This window comes from Bacterioplanoides sp. (assembly GCF_965226395.1).
In the GTDB taxonomy this organism is placed as follows: Bacteria; Pseudomonadota; Gammaproteobacteria; order Pseudomonadales; family Oceanobacteraceae; genus Bacterioplanoides.
Window position 1 is genome coordinate 2,468,300 of record NZ_OZ245358.1, and the last position, 18,512, is coordinate 2,486,811.

Annotated in this window: 15 protein-coding genes; 11 read left to right on the plus strand and 4 right to left on the minus strand. The window is 49.9% G+C overall.

The features are described 5' to 3' along the window. Positions 1 to 63: 63 nt before the first annotated feature. The 9 genes from ACO05E_RS11480 (at position 64) to ACO05E_RS11520 (ending at position 10,220) form a co-directional block, all read left to right on the plus strand. The gene (locus ACO05E_RS11480; protein WP_419813073.1) at positions 64 to 993 is read left to right on the plus strand and encodes a class II glutamine amidotransferase; all 930 of its coding nucleotides are present in this window, start codon (positions 64 to 66) and stop codon (positions 991 to 993) included. Beyond that, positions 990 to 1,673 carry a protein glxC gene (locus ACO05E_RS11485; RefSeq protein ID WP_419813074.1) on the plus strand — a complete coding sequence of 228 codons (684 nt, stop codon included), beginning with the start codon at positions 990 to 992 and terminating at the stop codon, positions 1,671 to 1,673. The genes ACO05E_RS11480 and ACO05E_RS11485 overlap by 4 nt, the downstream gene beginning before the upstream one ends. A 57-nt stretch (positions 1,674 to 1,730) precedes the next feature. Continuing rightward, entirely contained in the window at positions 1,731 to 3,059 is a 1,329-nt protein-coding gene (locus tag ACO05E_RS11490; protein ID WP_419813075.1) for an FMN-binding glutamate synthase family protein, read from the plus strand. A 178-nt stretch (positions 3,060 to 3,237) separates the two neighbouring features. Then, the gene (gene purU, locus ACO05E_RS11495; RefSeq protein WP_419813076.1) at positions 3,238 to 4,101 is read left to right on the plus strand and encodes a formyltetrahydrofolate deformylase; all 864 of its coding nucleotides are present in this window, start codon (positions 3,238 to 3,240) and stop codon (positions 4,099 to 4,101) included. 50 nt (positions 4,102 to 4,151) lie between these two features. Next, the gene (folD, locus tag ACO05E_RS11500; RefSeq protein WP_419813077.1) at positions 4,152 to 5,036 is read left to right on the plus strand and encodes a bifunctional methylenetetrahydrofolate dehydrogenase/methenyltetrahydrofolate cyclohydrolase FolD; all 885 of its coding nucleotides are present in this window, start codon (positions 4,152 to 4,154) and stop codon (positions 5,034 to 5,036) included. 24 nt (positions 5,037 to 5,060) lie between these two features. Further along, complete coding sequence (locus ACO05E_RS11505) at positions 5,061 to 6,308, plus strand: FAD-dependent oxidoreductase (protein ID WP_419813078.1); 1,248 nt, start codon at positions 5,061 to 5,063, stop codon at positions 6,306 to 6,308. A 63-nt stretch (positions 6,309 to 6,371) separates the two neighbouring features. Beyond that, the gene (locus ACO05E_RS11510) at positions 6,372 to 6,683 is read left to right on the plus strand and encodes a sarcosine oxidase subunit delta (protein ID WP_419813079.1); all 312 of its coding nucleotides are present in this window, start codon (positions 6,372 to 6,374) and stop codon (positions 6,681 to 6,683) included. Further along, complete coding sequence (locus ACO05E_RS11515; RefSeq protein ID WP_419813080.1) at positions 6,680 to 9,604, plus strand: 2Fe-2S iron-sulfur cluster-binding protein; 2,925 nt, start codon at positions 6,680 to 6,682, stop codon at positions 9,602 to 9,604. The genes ACO05E_RS11510 and ACO05E_RS11515 overlap by 4 nt, the downstream gene beginning before the upstream one ends. 4 nt (positions 9,605 to 9,608) lie before the next feature. Continuing rightward, a complete protein-coding gene (locus ACO05E_RS11520) occupies positions 9,609 to 10,220 on the plus strand; it encodes a sarcosine oxidase subunit gamma (RefSeq protein ID WP_419813081.1) in 612 nt (203 codons plus the stop codon). On the opposite strand, the gene ACO05E_RS11525 is transcribed toward ACO05E_RS11520, so the two are convergent. Beyond that, a complete protein-coding gene (locus ACO05E_RS11525) occupies positions 10,206 to 11,213 on the minus strand; it encodes an NADP-dependent oxidoreductase (RefSeq protein ID WP_419813082.1) in 1,008 nt (335 codons plus the stop codon). The two genes, ACO05E_RS11520 and ACO05E_RS11525, sit on opposite strands and share 15 nt — an antisense overlap. A gap of 102 nt (positions 11,214 to 11,315) precedes the next feature. Between ACO05E_RS11525 and ACO05E_RS11530 the strand changes: the two genes are divergently transcribed. Together ACO05E_RS11530 and ACO05E_RS11535 are read left to right on the plus strand one after the other, a co-directional pair. Next, positions 11,316 to 12,056, plus strand: a complete 741-nt coding sequence (locus ACO05E_RS11530; RefSeq protein ID WP_419813083.1) for a response regulator — start codon at positions 11,316 to 11,318, stop codon at positions 12,054 to 12,056. Beyond that, positions 12,056 to 13,951: a histidine kinase dimerization/phosphoacceptor domain -containing protein gene (locus ACO05E_RS11535; protein ID WP_419813683.1), complete on the plus strand. Its 1,896-nt coding sequence runs from the start codon at positions 12,056 to 12,058 to the stop codon at positions 13,949 to 13,951. Before ACO05E_RS11530 ends, ACO05E_RS11535 begins: the two co-directional genes overlap by 1 nt. An 87-nt stretch (positions 13,952 to 14,038) precedes the next feature. On the opposite strand, the gene ACO05E_RS11540 is transcribed toward ACO05E_RS11535, so the two are convergent. The 3 genes from ACO05E_RS11540 to ACO05E_RS11550 form a co-directional block, all read right to left on the minus strand. Beyond that, complete coding sequence (locus ACO05E_RS11540; RefSeq protein ID WP_419813084.1) at positions 14,039 to 16,396, minus strand: TonB-dependent receptor; 2,358 nt, start codon at positions 16,394 to 16,396, stop codon at positions 14,039 to 14,041. Between the two features lie 217 nt (positions 16,397 to 16,613). After that, positions 16,614 to 16,895 carry a hypothetical protein gene (locus ACO05E_RS11545; RefSeq protein WP_419813085.1) on the minus strand — a complete coding sequence of 94 codons (282 nt, stop codon included), beginning with the start codon at positions 16,893 to 16,895 and terminating at the stop codon, positions 16,614 to 16,616. A gap of 100 nt (positions 16,896 to 16,995) precedes the next feature. Then, entirely contained in the window at positions 16,996 to 18,489 is a 1,494-nt protein-coding gene (locus tag ACO05E_RS11550) for an aldehyde dehydrogenase (RefSeq protein ID WP_419813086.1), read from the minus strand. Positions 18,490 to 18,512 lie beyond the last annotated feature (23 nt).

Below are 18,512 nucleotides of genomic sequence, written 5' to 3' on the forward strand. Positions count from 1 at the left end.
TTTTAAAAAAGAATTTAAAGCGGAATATAACGCGCTAGAAAAGGTTATTAATACGAGGTTTTTATGTGTGGAATTGTTGGCCTGTATTTAAAAAATAAGGCACTGGAAAGTCAGCTAGGGGCGTTATTTACCCCCATGCTGATTGCCATGACCGAGCGTGGCCCCGACAGTGCCGGGTTTGCGATTTATGGTGATGAAGTCAGCGATGCTGCCACTAAGCTGACCCTGCGCCATAGCGTTGAAGATTACGATTGGCAGGGGCTGGCTCTGGCGTTGCAGCAACAGCTGGATACCGGAGTTGAATGGTTCCAGAACAGCAAGGTCGCGGTTTTTAAAGTGCAGTCTGAGGCTTTAGCCGCGCAAGCCGCTGTTGCTCAACTTGCACCTGAGGTGGTGATTCTCAGTGCTGGTCGTTCGATTGAAATTCTGAAAGAGGTGGGCCTGCCGCAAAGTATCGCCGACACCTTTGGATTAACCACGATGAAGGGCAGCCACATTATTGGTCATACCCGTATGGCTACTGAATCGGCGGTCACCATGGAAGGCAGCCACCCGTTTTCGACCGGCGAAGATTTATGTCTGGTACATAACGGCTCGCTGTCGAACCACAACCGTTTACGCGAAGAGCTGAAGCGCCAGGGTGTGCAGTTTCAGACTGACAACGATTCCGAAGTTGCCGCCGGTTATTTAACCCTGCATCTGCAACAAGGCGACAGCCTGAATCAGGCGCTGGAAAACGCCATGGATGACTTAGACGGATTTTTCACTTTTACCATCGGTACCCGCAATGGCTTTGCCGTGGTGCGCGACCCTATTGCCTGCAAACCCGCCGTTCTGGCGGAGACCGACGATTATGTTGCGATGGCATCGGAATATCAGGCGCTGAGCACTTTGCCCGGTATTGAAGACGCCAAGGTCTGGGAGCCGGAACCGGCCACGATTTATGTCTGGGAGCGTGAACAGTCTGGGTCAACAGAGGTAGAACAACGATGAAAACAATCGATTTAACAACGGCCAGTGTGCGTGATTTAAATCAGGCGCTGCACGATCAGGTAGAGGTGTGCAGCGAACGTGAATGGCAGGTACTGGAGCCTAAAGGTCAGCACAATATCGCCTGTGGTCTGGATCAGAATTTAGCCGTCGATGTGATTGGTCATGCCGGTTATTTCTGCGCCGGTATGAATAAAAAAGCGCACGTTACGGTACACGGCAATGTAGGGCAGGGCGTCGCCGAAAACATGATGTCTGGCACGGTGCGGGTTAAAGGCGATGCTTCCCAGGCGGCTGGTGCCACGGCCCATGGCGGCCTATTGGTGATCGAAGGTAATGCCGGTGCCCGTTGTGGTATTTCCATGAAAGGGGTCGACATTGTGGTGCAGGGTAATGTTGGTCATATGAGCTGTTTTATGGGCCAGACAGGCAAGCTGGTGGTATGTGGTGATGCCGGTGATGCCTTGGGTGATTCTCTGTATGAAGTTCAGATTTATGTCAAAGGCAGCGTTAAATCATTAGGTGCGGATTGCATCGAAAAAGAAATGCGGCAAGAGCATCTGCAGGAGCTGAGCGAATTACTCAATCGCGCCGGAGTCGATGAAGATCCGGCCAATTTTAAACGCTACGGCTCCGCCCGACAGCTCTACAACTTTAAAGTCGATAACGCATCGGCCTATTAATTTTTTAATGTTTTAAGTTTTTTAAATTGTTTTGCGCGGCCTTTTGAGGAAATAACTATGACTGATGAGCAACACGTAAAAGACGGCCTGCGGGAATCCGCCACCTTTGATCGCACAACCATGGCCGAAATCCGGCGTGCGGCAGAAACCGGTATTTATGATATTCGTGGCTTTGGTGCCAAACGTAAACTGCCCCATTTTGATGATTTATTATTTCTTGGTGCCAGCATGTCGCGCTACCCGTTAGAGGGGTATCGCGAAACCTGTAATACCTCGGTGACTTTAGGTACGCGCTACGCCAAAAAGCCGATTCAGCTGGATATTCCGGTCACGATTGCGGGCATGAGTTTTGGTGCGTTATCGGCAAATGCCAAAGAGGCGCTGGGGCGTGGTGCTTCGTTAATGGGTACCTCAACCACCACCGGTGATGGCGGTATGACCCCGGAAGAACGTGGTCAGTCGAGCAAGCTGGTGTATCAGTATTTGCCATCACGTTATGGCATGAATCCGGATGATTTACGCAAAGCCGATGCGATTGAAATTGTACTGGGCCAGGGTGCTAAACCCGGTGGTGGCGGCATGTTGCTGGGCCAGAAAATCACCGACCGGGTAGCGCAGATGCGCACCTTACCCAAAGGCGTGGATCAGCGCTCTGCCTGTCGTCACCCAGACTGGACCGGGCCGGATGATCTGGCGATTAAAATTCTGGAATTGCGTGAAATTACTGATTGGCAGGTACCAATTTATATCAAGGTTGGCGCCACCCGTACTTATTACGACGTTAAGCTGGCGGTGAAAGCCGGAGCCGACGTAATTGTAGTAGACGGTATGCAGGGCGGTACTGCGGCGACCCAGGATGTATTTATTGAGCACGTGGGTATTCCAACGCTGGCGGCGATTCCTCAGGCGGTAAAAGCACTGCAGGAAATGGGTATGCACCGCAAAGTGCAGCTGATTGTTTCTGGTGGTATTCGTAACGGCGCCGATGTTGCTAAGTGTATGGCTCTGGGAGCGGACGCGGTGGCGATTGGTACCGCAGCACTGGTGGCGCTGGGTTGTAACCACCCGAAATACGACAAAGAATTTCAGCAGATTGGCTCGGCGGCGGGTTTTTACGACGACTATCACGAAGGCAAAGACCCGGCCGGTATTTCCACCCAGGACCCGGAATTAATGCAGCGCCTTGATCCGGTCGAAGCGGGACGTAAATTAGCCAATTATTTAAATGTACTGACACTGGAAGCGCAGACGCTGGCCCGGGCTTGTGGCAAAAACGATCTGCGTAATCTGGAGCCGGAAGATTTAGTTGCGCTGACGGTGGAATCGGCAGCGATGGCCGGTGTGCCATTAGCCGGTACCAGCTGGATTCCGGGGCAAGGCTATTAATTAAACACGTCGGTAATTAAACACGTCGATAATTGACTATTTTTAAGTAATTAAAAAATACCCGATTTAATTCGATAAAAATCCAATTAACAGCGAGGTGAGTGATCACCTCGTCGGGAAACTGATGCTCTGAGTAAGCATACGACGCTATTTATAGGGGGCCATTCAGGTGAGCGTTATGAATACAGACAATAAAGAATATATTATCAAGGTAAGCTGTCCGGCCCGCAGTGGCATTGTCGCAGCCGTCACAACCTTCTTAGCCGATCGTGGCTGTTATATCAGTGAAATGAGCCAGTACGATGATCCTCAAAGCACAACCTTTTTTACCCGTTGTCGCTTTCATGTTGAATCCGGTGCTTATGGGCTGGCGGATTTAAAAGGTGAATTCTCTCAGGTTGCGGCAGACTTTCAGATGGACTGGACGCTGGTATCGGCTAATGAGCCGGTAAAAACCCTGTTAATGGTCAGTAAGTTTGACCACTGCCTGGATGACTTAATGTATCGTCTGCATAAAGGCGAAATTAATATTGATATTACTGCAGTGGTTTCAAACCATAAAGACCTGCGGCCAATGGTTGAGCGCGAAGGTATTCGCTTTATTTATTTGCCGGTTACTAAAGAAAATAAAGCCAGTCAGGAACAGGCTTTATTAGACATTATTAAAGAAACCGGTACCGAGCTGGTGGTTCTTGCGCGTTATATGCAGATTCTGTCAGACCAGTTATGCCGCCAGTTAAGTGGCCGGGCGATTAATATTCACCATTCTTTTTTACCCGGTTTTAAAGGTGCAAAACCCTATCATCAGGCCCATGAGCGCGGCGTAAAACTCATTGGGGCAACCGCCCATTACGTCACTTCGGATCTGGATGAAGGCCCGATTATTGAGCAAGCGGTACAGCCGGTGGATCACACCTACAGCCCGGAAGCTCTGGTGGCCGTAGGGCGTGACACCGAAACCGTGGCACTGGCCAGAGCGGTGAAATTACACGTTGAACACCGGGTATTTTTAGATGGCAATAAAACGGTCGTTTTTAAATAACAGGTTTCATTAAACGGTATTGGACAGGGATTTTTAAGCCGGGGGGCAAGATGGCGGCATTAATTGATGGTAAGGCAATGGCTCAACAACTGATCGATGAGGTCAAAGGCGGAGTTACTGAGTTTTCGCAGCGTTATGGATCGGTGCCCGGCTTAGCGGTTGTATTAGTCGGGGATGATCCCGCCAGTCAGGTGTATGTGCGCAATAAAGTTAAGCGCGCCCATGAAGTGGGCATGACATCAATTGAGCATCAATTGCCGGACGATTGTTCACAACACACTCTGAATCAGCTGATTGCAGAATTAAATGCCGACCCGGCTGTACATGGCATTCTGGTGCAACTGCCATTGCCAGCACAGCTTAATGAAAAAGAAATTATTGCCGCCATTGCCGCAGAAAAGGATGTCGATAGCTTTCACCCATTGAATGTGGGTGCTTTGGTAACCGCTGAGGCCAACCTGGTGCCCTGTACCCCGCTGGGGTGCCTGATGATGTTGCGTCAGGTGTGTGATGATCTGAGTGGTAAACACGCGGTTGTGATTGGGCGCTCCAATATTGTTGGCAAACCCATGGCAGCATTATTACTCCAGGAAAACTGTACCGTTACCACAGTGCATTCCCACTCGCGCGATATCGAACAGATATGCCAGCAGGCCGATATTGTGATCGCCGCCGTTGGACGACCCGAATTGATTAAAAGCCACTGGATTAAACCCGGAGCCGTGGTGATTGATGTGGGTATTAATGCCGTTGTGCAAGATCAAACACGCAAGCTGGTTGGTGATGTGGATTTTGCTGATGTCGAACCTGTTGCCAGTGCGATTACGCCGGTTCCCGGTGGTGTTGGCCCCATGACCATTGCCTGTTTAATGAAAAACACGTTAACCGCTGCTGAAGCGTTACACGCCGGTCAACCCAATAAGCTGGCCAGTTGATTTCTATCTGCAGGAGGGAAGGCGATGCCTTTCTCATTATTAAAGTACGGTTTACATAACGATTATCCGTTTGAAAAAGACGCCGATTTACCGCCGCCCAAAAAGTTAAAGCCGAACTATGACGTGGTCATTATTGGTGGTGGTGGCCATGGCGTTGCCACCGCGTATTACCTGGCAAAATATCATGGCATTACCAATGTGGCGATATTAGAAAAAGGCTATTTAGGCGGCGGTAATACTGCTCGTAATACCGCGGTGATTCGTTCTAATTATTTAACTCCGGAAGGCGTTAAATTTTATTCGCAGTCGGTGAAATTATTCGAAGGGTTAGCCAACGAATTCGATTTTAACATCATGTACTCCAAACGCGGGCAGCTGACTCTGGCGCATACCGATGCGGCGGTACGTGGCTTTCGCCAACGGGCAGAAATTAATAAACATTTTGGCGGAAAAACCGAACTGGTTGATCCGCAGCAAATCCGCGAGCTGGTGCCCAGCTTAAATATGAATCCGGCTGATTTACCGGTACTGGCCGGGCTCTGGCATATGGACGGTGCAACCGCGCGCCATGATGCCGTGGCCTGGGGATATGCCAAAGGGGCAACCCAGCGTGGGGTGGAATTACATCAGCTGACCGAAGTGACGGATGTGCTGGTGGAAAACAACCGGGTTACGGGTGTTAAAACCAATCGCGGCACAGTGACGTGTGGGGCGGTGGTACAAGCCGTTGCCGGGCACAGCTCATTATTAGCGGCCAAAGCGGGTTTTAAAATGCCGCTGTTATCGTATCCGCTGCAAGCCATGGTAACTCAGCCGGTAAAACCTTTTCTTGATCCGTTAGTGAGTTCTCCGGCACTGCATTGTTATGTACAGCAAACCGGGCGTGGCGAATTGGTATTTGGTGGTGGCTCAGACCCTTATCCACTGTACAACACCCGCTCCACACTGGATTTAAAAGAAAGCCTGTTGGCACACGCCATTGAGCTCTTTCCGTTTATGGCCAACCTGCGGCTATTACGCCAGTGGGCTGGCTTAACCGATATGACCTCGGATTACAGCCCGATTATGGGACTCAGCCCGGTGGATAATTATTACCTGGATGCCGGCTGGGGTACCTGGGGTTTTAAATCAACCCCGATTTGTGGAAAAACCATGGCACAACTGGTGGCCAGCGGTGGCCAGGTGCCGGAATTAATCCAGCCATTTTCGATGGCGCGTTTTCAGTCGTTCCAACAAGTTAATGAAATGGGCGCGACAGCAGCCAGCCATTAACTGAAAAAGCAGGTTAACCGTTAAAGAGCGGTTACAAGTAAAAGGCAGTTACCGGAACCTAGTATGAAAATAATGCACTGCCCACTTAATGGGCCACGTAATATCAGCGAATTTATTCATGGCGGTGACGTGCGTCAGATGCCAGACCCGAATCATTGCAGCGACAGTGACTGGGCCGATTATGTGTTTTATCACAATAATGCTATCGAAGTGGTACAAGAATGGTGGTTACACGCGCCTTCTGGTTACTGGTTTATTGCCGAGCGTCATACCGACAGCGATGAGATTTTACGCACTTATGATCCAGCGGAAATCTTTCGGCAACGAATCGAGTTTGCAGCCCAGCAACAAACGACGAAGGAGTCCGTTGTATGACAAGCGATCGTTTACCCTCACCGATGGGGTTATTAATTAATCGTGACCAGCCGCTGAATTTTCAGTTTGAAGGTCAGTCGTTTCAGGGATTTCAGGGCGATACCATTGCCAGCGCTTTAATTGCGAATCAGCAATGGCTGATGTCGCGCTCGTTTAAATATCATCGTCCACGAGCCCCGCTCACCATGGCTGGGCAAGATTCCAATACTTTAATTCAGCTGGGTGGTGAACCCAATGTACTGGCCGATCAACAGCCGTTAGAAAATAACATGCAGGCATTTGGTCAGAATTATTCCGGCTCACTGGCTTCTGACCGCGACGCCATGCTGGAGAAATTCTCGCGCTTTATGCCGGTTGGTTTTTATTATCGCTCTTTTTTCCGGCCGTTAGGGGTTTGGGATAAATGGGAAAAAATTATTCGTAAAAAAGCCGGATTGGGTAAACTCGACCTGAATTTTAAGCCGGAATATTACGATAAACAGTATCTGTTTTTTGATGTGGTGGTTATTGGCAGCGGCCCGGCAGGGTTAACCGCCGCATTAACTGCCGCCGATGCCGGTGCCGATGTTTTATTGCTGGAACAGCAGCCGTTATCCGGCGGGGCGCTGAGTTATCACCGTTTTGATCAGGCTGGCGAACAGGCCGAGCAGTTACGTACCGAATTATTGTACCGGGTCGCCCAGCATGAGCGTATTCGAGTATTAACCAACGCCGTTTGTAATGCCTGGTTTACTGATAATTATTTGCCGGTGGTACAAGGCAAGCGTTTATTTAAAGTCCGGGCGAAAGAATGCATTGTTGCTTCCGGTGCATTCGAGCAACACGTAGTGTTTCGTAATAACGATTTACCGGGAGTGATGATGACCAGTGCTGCGTTGCGGTTAATGCACTGGTACGCAGTCAAACCGGGTAGCAAAGCGGTGTTATTAACAGGCAATGACGATGCCTATTTTGCCGCGCTATCGTTATTGGAGCAGGGCGTAAAGGTCGCTGCCATTGTGGATATGCGGCCAGAATCAGCCCGGCCCGAGTGGGCAGAAAATCTGATGCATCAGGGGGTACAGCTGTTATTAGGTTCAACCGTTTATGAAGCCTTGCCAGGAAAAAACAAACATATTCGTGCCGTAGATGTACGCCGGATTGTGGATAAGGGTCGGGAAGGTACAGGACAAATAGAAAAAGGCCAGGTAGCCGAGCAGGGCGATATCATTGATTGTGATCTGTTGTGTATGTCGGCCGGTTATATGCCCGCGTATCAGTTGTTGTGTCAGGCAGGTGCGCAGCTGAGTTACGACGATGATAGCGCGCAGTTTTCTCTGTCTGGTTTACCACAACATCTGCATATGGCCGGGTCGGTTAATGGTATTCATCAGCTTGATAAAGTGATTGCCGATGGTGCGCGTGCCGCCAAACAGGCATTGCTGCAATTAGGCTTGTCTGACGAGCAACCAGAGACAATTTATTGTGATCAGGCGGTGAATTTTCCCTGGCCGATTTTCAGCCATCCAAAAGGCAAAGACTTTGTTGATTTTGATGAAGACTTACAGGCGAAAGACATTATTAATGCCACGCGTCTGGGGTATCGCGATGTACAACTGGTGAAGCGTTTTTCCACGGTGGGCATGGGGCCATCTCAGGGGCGTCATTCGGCGTTACCCACGGCCAGACTGGTGGCCGACAGCACGGGACGTAATGTCACCGAAACCGGAGTCACCACCGCCCGGCCACCGTTTGCTCCGGAAAAGCTGGCGCACATGGCCGGACGTATGTTTGATCCTTATCGCCGTACGCCCATGCATCAACGTCATCTGGATGCCGGTGCGCATATGATACCGGCCGGTAACTGGCGGCGTCCGGCTTTTTATGGCGCGGCGGATCAGCGCGACCAGAATATCTGGCGTGAAGCGCAACACGTTCGCCAAAAAGTTGGGCTGATTGATGTCAGCACGCTGGGTGGTATTGAGCTGCGTGGCCCGGATGCGGCTGAATTTATTAACCGCATTTATACCTTTGGATTTCTGAAACAGCCGGTTGGCAAAATCCGTTATGCGGTGCTCACCAATGAACACGGCGTGGTGATTGATGATGGTGTGGCCTGCCGCCTTGGTGACGATCATTTTTATGTCACCGCCACCACCAGTGGTGTGGATCGGGTGTACCGGGATATGACCCGCTGGAATGCGCAATGGCGGCTGGATGTGGATATCTACAATGTCACTTCGGCTTATGCCGCCGTTAATCTGGCCGGGCCATTAGCGCGGCAAGTGTTGCAAAAATTAACCCCAGAGCTGGATCTCAGCCCGGCAGGTTTTCCGTATTTAGCCTATCGCGAAGGTCAGGTTGCCGGAATTACTGCGCGTTTATTACGGGTCGGATTTGTTGGCGAGCTGGGTTATGAAATTCATGTGCCCGCCAGTGATGGCGAAGCCTTGTGGGATGCCTTGCTGGAGGCCGGTTCTGAATTTGATATTCAGCCTTTTGGAGTCGAAACCCAGCGTCTGCTGCGACTGGAAAAAGGCCATATTATCGTTAGTCAGGACACCGATGGCATGAGTCATCCCGGTGAGCTTGACCTGGGTTGGGCGGTTAATCGTAAGAAACCGTTTTTTGTTGGCTGCCGTTCGGTCGACATTATGATGGCCCATCCGCTGAAGCGAAAATTAGTGGGCTTTAAATTACCGGCGGCGATGCCCAAACCACAAGAAGGTCATCTGGTGATTAAAGGTTCAGACGTGGCGGGCAACGTCACCTCGTGTGAATATTCCCCGGTGAATAATTGTGTGATTGGCCTGGCGTATGCTGCAGCCGACGATGCCGATCCTGGTTCTGAAATTTATATTCGGGTGGACGATCAGCTGGTCGCCGCAGAAGTGGTGACCTTACCTTTTTATGATCCGGATAACGCCCGGCAGGAGCTCTGAAGTTATGATTTCTCAATATGATGCTGAGGCTGGTAATCAAGTGGCCTGTCACTTAGTGGATTTATCCACACAGCGGCGTACCGGCTTGCGTGGTCAGGCAGCGCAGTCCGTTTTAGCCGCGCAGTCATTACCCTTTCCTCCACAACCGAATCAATTGCTGGTTGCGCAGCAAGGCCAATTAGTTGCTCGCTTAGGGCGCAGTGAATGCTGGGTGCTGGATGATCCACTGAATCCGGTACTGGAAACTGAGGTGCTGGATCAGGCCAGCGATGCCAGCCCGGATTGTTATCCGTTATATTGCCAGCATAGCCACGCCTGGTTTGCGCTTATTAGCGATGATAGCGTTGATAACAGTGAAAGCAGCGATGTGCTTGCCGAATTAATGGCAAAACTCTGCGCGGTAGATTTTCGCCTGCCGGTATTTCCACCGGGCAGTATTGCGCAAACCTCCGTGGCCCGGGTTAATGCCATTGTGATTCGTCATTCGCTGAATCAGGCACCGGCTTTTTTTATTCTCAGTGACCGTAGTTCAGCGGATTATTTATGGCATACCCTGACCGATGCTATGCAGGAATTTAACAGTAGTGTTATCAGCGAACTATCAAAGCTGAATTAACTGCTTACCGGTGTTGGTACCCTTGTATAAATCCGCCAGCGCCTGAGGTGCATTTTCCAGCCCCTTAGTGACGTTTTCGCGGTAGTTTAATTTGCCTTCGCTGTACCAGCTGCCTAATTGCTGCAACGCGGCTGGCATTTGCGCCACGTGGTCGATTAAGACAAAACCCATGACGGTCAGGCGTTTGGTCAGGATATGACGGTCACGACGTGGGCCGGTTGGCGTTTCTGGCTCCCAGCTGGAGATGGCGGCGGTACCCACCTGCACGGCACGGGCATTCATGGCTAAGTTCGGGTACACCGCATCGGCAATGGCACCGGAGGTGTTATCAAAAAACACGTTAATGCCTTCCGGCGCAACGTCACGAATGGCCTGTTCCAGATTATCGCTGGTTTTGTAGTTAATGGCGTGGTCGTAACCAAACTCATCCACACACATAGCAACTTTGTCATCGCTACCGGTCAGACCAATACAACGACAGCCTTTCAGCTTCGCCACCTGACCCGCAATGCTGCCCACACCACCGGCGGCGGTTGAGATTAATACCGTGTCACCTTCTTTGATGTGCGCCAGTTCATTCAGCACCAGATAAGCGGTCAGGCCGTTCAGACCCAGCGCACCCAGAGCGGTGGAAACCGGTGCGTGAGCCGGATCAACTTTGCGCATCATCGGATTAGGCTCGCACACACAATATTCCTGCCAGCCAAACATGCCATAAACAAAATCACCCGCAGCGTAGTCCGGGTGTTTTGAGTCGATGACTTCGGCAACCGCGGCAGAACGCATCACTTCATCAATTTGTACTGGTGGCAGGTAGTTAGGCTCCAGTGATACCCAGCCGCGCATGGCCGGATCAATCGACAGATAGTGGTTTTTAACCGCAATCTGGCCTTCGCTGAGAGTCAGATCCAGCTCGCTGCTGGTGGCGGAAAAGTGCTCCGGACCCGGTATACCATCGGGGCGAACGCTCAGAACAATCTGTTGGTTTTTCATGGGGTTACCTTATTGATTTTATTGTTAGTATGGATCTATCCACACGTATTAGATCATTTATACTAACGGCCGAGACGAATCCACCACAAGTAGTAGATTGTTATGCCGCCCAGAATTCTGATTGTTGAAGATGAGCCCATTCTGGCGCTGGATCTGAAAGAAGCCCTGCAGGAAATGGGTTATGCCATTGTTGGGTTGTGCAGTAGTGCGCAAGAAAGTATCGATTTGTGCCGGGTATTAAACCCGCAGCTGGTGTTGATGGATATTAAGCTGGAGGGTGAAAAAACCGGCACTGAGGCGGCCAAAGTCATCAGCCTTGAGTTGAATATTCCGGTGGTTTTTCTCACTTCGTATGTTGATGACGACAGCATTCGTGAGGCTCAGGCCGCTTCCTCTTATGGCTACCTGCAGAAACCTTTCCGTCAGGAAACGCTGAAAGCCACACTGGCGCTGGCATTAACCCAACATGAGCGCCAGCAGCAGCTAAGCCGCGAGTTGGAAAGCCTGAAGCGCTTGCCCGCCAGTGATACCGTGACTACTTTCTGGCTCTCGGCTTCGACCCAATATCCGTTATTCAGTGGCGCATTAATCCGCGATGGTGCCAGCGTTAAACTGACCCCGAAAGAGCAGAAATTTCTCGATACATTGGCGTTACATGCCGACCAGCCGGTGTCATTTGAACAGCTGGGTCTGGCGGTGTGGAATAGCGCCGATATCAAACTCAGCAGCCTGAGAACACTGTTACATCGTCTGCGTCAGAAAGCCGGAGGGGCCGGGGCGATTCAGAATATACTCGACAGTGGGTATTGCCTGGTCAGTTCTGAATTTGCCGGAGAATCGTGATGCTATCGGGTTCGTTAGGGCGTCAGTTATTTTTCTTTGTCAGCGGTTTAACGCTGTTATTGCTGGTTTTACTGGGCAGTATTCTGGCACCAACTCTGGTGCAACAAGTGCGTGATATGGACCAGCAACGCTTTGATAGCCAGTTCACCCACGCGCAACTGATGATGTCGGCAAGTGCTCAGTTATCGAAAACCATCGACCGGTTTGTGGTGGAAGGTCAGCAACCGGAACTAAATCAACTGTTTGCCTCGATGCGAGCCACCTTACAGCAACAAGAGCAGCAGGTGCTGGCAGGTGGGTTAAGCCGTTCTCAAGCCATTGATTCAATCGTTGCGATGATTGAGCCACTGGATCATAAGATCGGTAATCATTTTTGGGTTACGCAGAGCGATGGCCGCTGGATTTATCACCCGCATGGTCAGCCCAGTGAAGTGTCAGACTATCACCGCCGTGAGTTCAGCGACTTTATCAACAAAGTAAAGCGTCAGGGCGAAGCCAGTGCTTCGGTACCGTGGAATGTTCATTATCTGGTGGATAGCAAACCGCTGATTGCGCGTTACTCCGAGGTATTGGATGTGATTGTCGGTATGGATGTCGATGCCAGCTTGCTGCCGCAATCTCCCAAAGAGAGTTACTACACATTAAAAAACACACTGGAAGAACTGCTGCAAAGCACACGGTTTGGTGAATACGGGCAGAGCTTTTTTATCTTAGCCAACCTCAACGCCCTGTATTCGCTGCCGGAGATTGATTTGGCGCCGGTTTTAAAAAACAACCATAACCCGTTAACGGGCAATCGCTACCTGGATGATTTTAAGCGCGCCGCCAGAGATGGAAAACCGCTGGCGATTCTCTGGAATCATATCCATGACCCGGAAAACTTTATCTACCCGGCGACGGCTCATGTATTTTTTGAGCCTAGCCGTTCAGCTTATTTAGTGTCGGTCAGTTATGCCGATGACTTAAATTATCAAACCAATCAGGTGTTAATGGAAATTGCCTTGGCTCTGCTGGTGTGTTTGTTGATTGGGGTGTTCGGTGCCTGGTGGCTGGTGCGTCGGGTGGTGTCGCCAATACAACAGCTAAGTGCGTATGCTGAGCGGGTCGGGCAGGGGGAACTTAGTCTGAGAACACCGTTACAACGAAACGATGAAGTGGGCATTCTGGCACGCGAATTTAATAAGATGGTGGCGCAGTTAGCCTCAACCATTGCCGGGTTAGATCATCAGGTACAACAACGCACGGCGGAGCTGGATCGTCAGAATCAGGAGTTGTCTGTTTCGTTAAACGACAAAGAAACATTATTGCGGGAAGTACATCACCGGGTAAAAAATAACTTGTCGGTAATTATTGGTTTTATCCAGTTGCAACAGCGACGCTATAAAGGCAAAGCAACCGAAGCCTTGTTAAAAGACTTACGCAGCCGGGTGTATACCATTGAATTAATTCATAACCAGCTGTATCAGGCCAATAACCTCAGTCATATTCAACCCAGCGGCTATTATCAGGCATTAATTGAAGAGATCTGGCAATTACATGCACCACCCCCGGGTATTCACTGGTCGTTAACGGTGGATATTGAGCAGCAATCACTGGAGCAATTGCTGACTTGTGGCCAGATTCTGAATGAATTACTGAGTAATAGTCTGAAATATGCCTTTGCTCAGCAGACATCCGGCAATATCCGGGTTCAGTTTTCCCGGGTTTCTCACGCTCAGATTCGTTTTTATTTTAGTGATGATGGTTGTGGGCTACAAAGTGATCAAGGTAATCAGAATGGACTGGGCTTTACTCTGATTAAACATCTGGTTGAGAGTAAATTAAAAGGCCAGCTGCACCAGAATAATGGCGAACAAGGATTAAACTGGGAAATTATTTTTCCAGAGAAAGAATGAAAACCAGAAAAATAAAACGACAGGAAAATAAAACGACGGAAAAATAAAAACAGGACGAAACTTATGCTCGTCCTATTTTAACCGTAATCAGAAGTTTGCCTGTAACGTCAGGCTGGTCTGGCGTGGCTCGCCAAGATTCATTTCTGGTCGGGTTTCATTGCGATAGCGTTCAATGTATTCCTCGTCGAAGGCATTGCGAACGCTCACAAACGCTTTGTAGTTTTTATATTCATAACCCAATTGCAGATTAACCAGAGTGCGTGCATCGTTCTCTGGGTCTGAATCGGTTACCGGATCAAAGTCTGTCAGAAATACCTCAGGGTCAAGGTAAGCAGGTGAGCTGCTGGCATAGTTTGCATTAACGTTGATAAATGCACCCGAATCAAAGTCATAATTAACCGCTAGGTTGGCGGTTTTTTCAGGAGCATCTTCAAAACTTCTACCGGATAAATCCCTTACCTGATCACTGAAGGCGTAGAGGAAGGTATCAAACTCACTTTTAGCATAACCAACTCCTGCAGTAATCGTTAATGCTGGTGTTGGGTAATAAAAGACTTCAGTTTCAAACCCGCGAACGGTTGATGATCCTGAATTAACCGTCTCACTATCGAACTGATTGGCGGATAGCTGAACCGAAACTTGCTGATCTTCCCAATCCAGATAAAACAGGTTGCTGTTAACCACCAGTGACCCGTCTAACCAAACTGAGCGCAAGGCCAGTTCGTAATTATCGGTATACTCTTGATCGTAGCTATACACATCAGACCGGGCGATATTCACTCCAACACCCCCAGAGCGATAACCTTTCTGGTAGAGCGCAGTGAGTGATGCATTGTCATTAAAGTTATAGGTGGCTCCTAATTTGGGTAACCAGGCATGAAAGGTTTTATCAACAGCAGGTGCATTTTCAGACGCGGCTGCTGCCTGGTCGATGAAACTCTGGTTAAGTCCCGTCAATAATGGCACAAGTGCAGGGAGAGTCTGAGCGTAGTCGCTTGGATCTGGCAGTTGATCAGCATTATTAATGGTTACCAGACTACTAGAGGCATTTTCCTGTTTCTCTTTGTCATAACGGATTCCGGCAAGCACATCCCAGTGCTCGTTAATGGCGTAGGTGATATCTGTAAAGAAAGCCATGGATTCAACTTTCTGGCTAAGGTCGGTACTGGTACCCAACAGAACCGGGTTGGCTGGTGCGTAAATTGCCAGTACCTGATCAGCAAGTGCCTGAGGTAAGCCAATGCCGCCGAATTCGGTTGGTGCAACTAAGAGATCAGGGACTCCCAATGCTTCTAAGCTCATCGCTCGGCGACCGGATAAGTCTTCAGTGACATCCAGGTTGGAATAATATAGTCCTGTAACTCCAGTCAGTGGGCCATGATCGAACGTTAATCGCAGTTCCTGGCTGGTGGTATCGTGGCCCTGCTTCAGATGATTGGCTGACAGATCTTCGGCACTGAAATCGGTATCCGACAGGTAGTTATAATCGGTTTCGTTATAGGTGGTGATGCTGTCGAGTGCCCAGATGTCATTGATGGGATAGCTCATTTCCAGCGTATAGATATCGGTTGTTGTGGTTTCTTCATACGGAGAATTAAAGCTGACATTACGGCTGCCACCAGCTTTTGCAGTATTGGACCAAAATGCGCCTAATTCATTTTCATTATGTGTGTAAGTGAAAAGTGATGAGAAGCCCTCTAGTGCTTCAGGCTCGAATAAGACCTTGGCGCGATAATTGTCGCTATTGCGGAAATCGGAATGCTCATTACGCGTTATATTGTAATTATAACCATCAAAATCTTTGGTCTCGGCAGCAATACGCACAGCCAGCTGGTCTTCAATTAATGCACCGCCACCGGCGAACGCATACTCTTCCTGGCCATTGTCACCGACCACGGCCTGCAATTTTGCTGAAGGTTCATAGCTTGGATCATTCGATCGAATGATCACTGCGCCGGCCAGCGCATTGCGCCCCTGAATGGTTGATTGAGGACCTCGAAATACCTCAACCTGAGAGACATCCCACAGCGAAAATGCATTCTTAGCGATGACCCAGTAAGGCATCGGAGCACCATCAAAATACATGCTGGCTAAAAAGCTGTTACCGCCGCCGGAAACATTAAAGGCATCAATACCACGAATGTTAAATCCGCCACTCAAGGTGCCATTGGTATTTGGAATGGTATCAAACACGTCGGATACATTACCGATAGTGTAGTTTTCAATATCGTCACTGGTAACAACCGCAACACTGTTCTTGGTTTGTTGTAATGAGCGATCAAATTTTTGTCCGGTAACAACAATGGTATCCAGTGCAGCGGTTTCGTTGTCTTCATCCGCCTGCACCGTGAATCCGGTGGTCGAGAGGCTCAGAGATAACAGTGCAAAGGAAACAGCACGACTGAGCGGATGCTTATGGGTAGGCGGGCAGGCGGTGGGTCTCATGATTACAAATCCTCAAATGACTACTGAGCACATGAGTCTGGCGGTTATCACACCGATCAAACCCACGTGCATTGCAACGAGGACGGCAATCTATCATAAGTGTGAGAATGCTAGTTATTCTCAAATAAGGGAATTACATTTCTGTAATTTCTAAACCGTGACTTTGTAATGACTGAGGCATGGTTTTGTAATTACCTAGGCATGGATAAGTACTCATTCAGGATTTATTACCCCAGATTTTAGCCACCGCGTTATCTGATCCCAGTGAGCCTACCACCAGTGCGACCAGGCCCACGGCAAAGAAAATCAGAGCCGGGAACAGGCCACCCAGAATGCCTGAGTTGATGGCGATTACACATAAAGCACTGGATAACAGCGTGAACAAGGAACCCACCACAATGAGAATCAGCCGGTGAGAAGGCTTGTAGTTGGCAGCAGGCTGTTCGGTTTCAAACAGATTGAGGATAGGGGAGAAGAGTTTGGTGAAAAACGATTTCATAAGTGCTCATGCGTCAGCGAAAAAGAAAGCGTATTGTCGCTGTTTCCGGCGGCTTTACCAGTTGGCTTCAGCCGCCAAGTGCTAATTGTCAGCTTTGTCGTCAGTCCGACAGATCCACCCACACGGTTTTATATTCCACGTATTTATCCAGTGCATGAACGGATTTATCACGGCCAAAGCCCGATTGTTTGAAGCCGCCGACCGGTGAGGAAATATCACCATGATCGTGGCAGTTTACCCAGATTACACCGGCTTTAATTTCACGCGCCGCACGTTCCATCTGTTTCATATTATGGGTCCAGATCGCACTGCCTAAGCCGTAAATGGTGGAGTTGGCAACCTCGATGGCCTGATCAATATTTTCTACCGGAATCACGGATAATACCGGGCCAAAAATCTCTTCCCGGGCAATGCTCATGCCCGCGTTTACCTGATCAAAAATAGTTGGTTGTATAAAGCAGCTACCAGTTTGATGCTCTCCGCCGATCAATAAATCTGCGCCTTCTTGCTGGCCCTGCTGGATATATTGCACCACTCGCTGGCTATGCTGCTGATCGACCAGGCAGGCCATTTGGGTTGTTGGATCAAGCGGATCACCAACCACCAATTGCTCGGTTAAAGCCCGTACTTTTTGCATCAGCTCGGCGTGTACCGAGCGCTCAACAATCAGCCGTGATCCGGCATTACAGATTTGTCCGGAATTGCCAAACGCGCCTAATACAATGGCAGCGGCGGCTTTATCCAGATCCGGGCAGTCAGCCAGCACGATATTAGGCGTTTTGCCGCCACACTCCAGCGACACACGTTTGAGGTTGGATTGCCCGGCGTATTGCATATACAGGCCGCCAACCCGGGTTGAGCCTGTAAAGGCCAGCGCATCGACATCCATATGCAGACCGAGCGCTTTGCCTGCCTGGTCACCGAGGCCGGTTAAGACGTTTAACACACCGGCAGGAATTCCCGCTTCAAACGCTAACTCGGCCAGACGAATGGTCGCCAGCGACGCTTGTTCGGCTGGTTTTAAAATCACCGAGTTGCCTATCGCTAATGCCGGAGCGGCTTTCCAGCAGGCAATCATCAGTGGGTAATTCCAGGGTACTACGGCGGCGACCACACCCACCGGCACCCGGTGAATGCGGGTCAGGGCGTTGGGGGCGGTGGGGGCAATTTCGTCGTATTGTTTGTCGGCCAGCTCGGCAAACCAGCGAATGCACTCGATTGCACCAGGAATGTTCATTTGTGTGCTGTCGCTGATGGTCATGCCCATATCGAGGGTTTCTAAAAGCGCCAGCTCTTCGGCGTGTTGTTCCACTAAGTTGGCCCAGGCGAGCATGGTGTGCTTGCGCTGTTTGGCTGAAATCTGGCTCCAGACGCCTTGTTCAAAGGCTGCACGGGAAGACTGCACCGCGATATCGGCGTCTTGCTCGTCGCAGGCGCTGAGTTGGGTTAATCGCTGGCCATCACGTGGCGATACCACATCAAAAACAGCACCGCTGGCGGCCGGATGTGCCTGACCATGAATAAAGGCGTGTTGGGGAAAGGTCAGCTGTTGTGCAATTCTTTGCCAGTCCTGGAAACTGTTGCGGGAATTCATAGTCTACTCTGGGTTAAATGATT